Genomic DNA, 3,703 nt, shown 5'->3' on the forward strand with positions numbered 1-3,703 from the left:
GATAAAAAATGGTGCCCATGGCACTTACGTTTTCGTTTCATTCCACCTGCTTCTATAGCTAATTGATTAAGTGTAGCGGGAGACATATATCGATATAACTCTTCGGCAAATAAAGACAGCTCTTGTTTTTGATGTATATTCATAAAAAGCACGTCACCCTTTCTCATTAACATAAGAGAATAGTAACGTGCTTTTAAGTTTAAGAATAGTCTAAATCCTTAAGTTGATGGATGTGGGGTCTCGCCACATGCCTATCAAGTTAATATTTTGAAGTTCCTCTTGGGGTAGCGWCAGGAAAATGCGGATTTACAACGCTAAGCCCATTTTCAAGACGATTCCCCTTATAGTAATAAATCTGTCGTTACCTCTCTAAATATTAGGATATTCCTTCTCAATATATGCATACTAAACATACTATAGAAGGTGCATAGAAAGAGAGGATGTCATGGCTAAATTTTTAAAAAGGTTAAAATCTAGAGGCAGTCCTAAATCATTTTCAATACGAGGTAATCCTCAATTTCGAAAGAAAAACATGGAGGATCCTCTCTTAGAAGTCAACTTATCGAAAAACATAGCTGAGCTTCAGAAAGTATTTCGTCAATCACCCGATCTAGTGATTCGACKGTTTCAAATGACAGCAGATGGAGTAGAAGCCGCTTTAATATATTTGTCTGGGTTAACAGATAAAGAATTGATTCAAAATCATGTTCTAAGTCCTTTGATGAATAGTAATTTTGATACCAATACAGAACTTCCCATTACATTAGGACAAATTAAAATTATTAATACGTGGAGTCAGATTGAAAATGCTATTTTAGAAGGAGATAGTGTTTTATTAATGCATGGTCGAACTACTGCGCATCAATTGGATACGAAAGGCTGGCCACAAAGAAGTATTGAAGCTGCTCATAACGAAATAGCTTTAAAAGGTGCGCATCAAGGATTTGTAGAAACTGGAACTCAAAATATCGCAATGATTCGAAGATATTTCCCTCATCGTGAATTAATGATAAAAGAGATAACAACTGGTATAAGAAGCAAAACAAAGATTTCTATTTTATATTTAAAAGATGTAGCTTCTGAAGATGTGCTGAAGGAATTAGAAACACGGATTCAAAGCATAACGGTTGATGCCGTTACTAGTACTGGTGAACTTATTGAATTCATTGAAGATAATCCGTACTCACCATTTCCACAATTTATGTTAACAGAAAGACCTGATTTAGCCGTATCGCACATTCTACAGGGCAGATTTGTGACCGTAGTAGATCATTCGCCAAGTGTATTAATTGCTCCAACAAATTTTATTTCCTTTTTTCAAGGAGTGGATGATTACGGTACAAGGTGGTTAGTTGCTTCGTCTATTCGGGTGCTTCGTTTTATCGCCTTTATGATTGCTTTATTTTTACCTGCGAGTTATGTTGCGTTTATTTCCTTTAATTTTGAAGTTATTCCTGTAGAGCTATATTTATCTATTGCAGAATCAAGAACGCGCGTACCCTTTTCTCCAGTTATGGAAGCATTACTTATGGAAATAACATTGGAAACGATGAGAGAAGGGGCTTTAAGGATACCTACTCCGATCGGTCAGACAGTTGGAATTGTAGGTGGTATTGTTATTGGACAAGCGGCTGTTCAAGCGGGAGTTGTAAGCAACATTATGATTATTGTTGTTGCTGTTACAGCTATCTCTTCTTTTATTATCCCTAACTATGATATGGGAGCGGCAGTTAGATTTTTACGATTCCCTATGATGATTTTAGCTGCCTTATTTGGAATTGTAGGACTGGTTATAGGGTGGATGACATTAATTGGACATCTTAGCAGTCTTGAATCGCTAGGAACCCCATATGGAACACCGTTAGCACCATTTCGTTTTGCAGATATGAAAGATACTTTTGTACGCTTTCCTTTATGGGCGATAAGAAGGCGTCCTAAGGGTACAGGAGCTATTCAATCTATTCGACAAGGGAAGAATCATAACAAAAGGTGAAATTATGAAAAAATATGCCTATAATGACATCACTCTTATGCAGTATATTGTTTTAATCAATGGAATGCAGGTCGGCACTGGCGTTTTATCTCTTCCACGTGTGCTTGCAGAAAAAGCTGGAACAGATGGCTGGATAGCTATATTGATTGGCTGGATATTCTCCACAATATCAGGTGTTTTTATTGTGAAAACAGCTGCAAAATATCCCGAGGACACACTTTACGAAATTCTTACACGCTTTTTTGGGAAAATAATAGGGAAAACACTTGTTGTTATTTACATGATGTACTTCGCTTTTTATTCTTTTACTGTTCTTGTGAACGCTATGCTTTATCTTAAGGGATGGCTTCTTCCAAAAACGCCAGACTATCTCGTTATCTTTTTGTTTTCGATTCCTACCTTTTTTGTCGCACGTAACGGCCCTCGTATTATAGGGCGGTATTCCGAACTTATTTTCTATATGATGCTTTGGATTCCGTTATTTTTTTTGATACCTCTTAAAGAAAACGGAAGTTGGATGCCATTCTTTCCGCTCTTAAAAGAGGGGTGGAAACCTATATTAACAGCTGTACCGACCACTATTTTTGCTTATTTAGGATTTGATATTGCGTTCTTTTTATATCCCTTTTTACAAAAAAAACAGTATGCAGTCCATGGAATGGTTATTGCAAACACTTTAACGATGTTATTTTATTTATTCGCTACTATTGTTTGCTTTGCCTATTTTAGCCCTGATAGTATTACGCAATTTAACCAACCGGTACTAAATCTACTTAAAGTAATTGAATTTCGTTTTTTAGAACGTTTTGACATGATTTTATTGGCCATTTACTTGCCCGTTGTTTCTACATGCTGGATTCCTGCCGTATTCTGTTCTGTATTTTGTTCAAGCCAATTACTTGGGAAACAAGATCACAGCTCTCATGTAGTTGTTCTCTTAGTGCTCATTATCGGCTTCGTATTCTGGATTAGCCCTAGTTGGAATCAAGCCGAAACGGGGCTACAGGTATTATCGAATGCTGGGATGGGGTTAACCTATATATTGCCTCTCATTTTATGGATGTATGGCTGGCTATATGAGAAGTCTTATTGGAGGAGGATACATTGAAAAGAAAAGTACTATGTTGTATTTTGTTATCGGTGTTCATGATGACTGGATGCTTTGATCAAACAAATATTGAAGATGTTTCCCTTACTCTTGTACTTGGTATCGATTTAGATCGTAATAATAATTTATTAGTGTATATATCAAGCCCTGTTTTTAATAAAGAAGCAAAGGTAAAAGAAGAAGTTACGGGTGTGAAATCTGTTACGGTTCGAAATTCTAGAGACAAATTTGATGCTACTGTTATGGCACTTACCTCGGGAAGTAAAACACAGGTTATTTTAGTTGGAAAACGGCTACTGAAACAAAAAAATTGGATGAAATATCTCGATCCATTTTATCGAGATCCCAAAAACACAGTTACCACAAGGGTTGTTGCTGTTGATGGACCTGTTTCGGACGTCATCTTTTATAACCCAAAAGATAAGCCGCGTCTTCCTCTATATTTAACAAAACTAGTTGATACAGCCTCTTTAAGAAATATCACAGTAAAAACAAATCTTCAAGAACTACATGAACAAATAGCAGACAAAGGGTTAACAGCAAATATGACTGAAATGAAAAAAAAGAAAAAAATATTTGTGACAGGTACAGCTTTGTTAGAT

The 3,703-nt window shown here is 36.2% G+C and carries 3 protein-coding genes and 1 pseudogene; 3 read left to right on the plus strand and 1 reads right to left on the minus strand.

All coding sequences use genetic code 11. From position 1 onward, the window contains the following. A pseudogene (locus tag AC1DJR_RS21350) lies at positions 1 to 143 on the minus strand (IS4 family transposase); the annotation flags it as partial. Positions 144 to 445: 302 nt separating this feature from the next. Between AC1DJR_RS21350 and AC1DJR_RS21355 the strand changes: the two are divergent. The 3 genes from AC1DJR_RS21355 to AC1DJR_RS21365 all read left to right on the plus strand — a co-directional run. Continuing rightward, positions 446 to 1,993: a spore germination protein gene (locus AC1DJR_RS21355; RefSeq protein ID WP_477003450.1), complete on the plus strand. Its 1,548-nt coding sequence runs from the start codon at positions 446 to 448 to the stop codon at positions 1,991 to 1,993. A gap of 4 nt (positions 1,994 to 1,997) precedes the next feature. Further along, positions 1,998 to 3,101 carry a GerAB/ArcD/ProY family transporter gene (locus AC1DJR_RS21360; protein WP_410593356.1) on the plus strand — a complete coding sequence of 368 codons (1,104 nt, stop codon included), beginning with the start codon at positions 1,998 to 2,000 and terminating at the stop codon, positions 3,099 to 3,101. Then, positions 3,098 to 3,703, plus strand: a 606-nt coding sequence (locus AC1DJR_RS21365) for a Ger(x)C family spore germination protein (protein WP_477003451.1), incomplete at its 3' end; no start/stop codon positions are given. The genes AC1DJR_RS21360 and AC1DJR_RS21365, both read left to right, overlap by 4 nt.

This window comes from Bacillus sp. 05T31 (assembly GCF_056396725.1).

What these genes read in the sequence shown, in the direction of transcription:
- AC1DJR_RS21360 (WP_410593356.1), top strand. Translation starts at nt 1,998, where the DNA reads ATGAAAAAATATGCCTATAATGACATCACTCTTATGCAGTATATTGTT.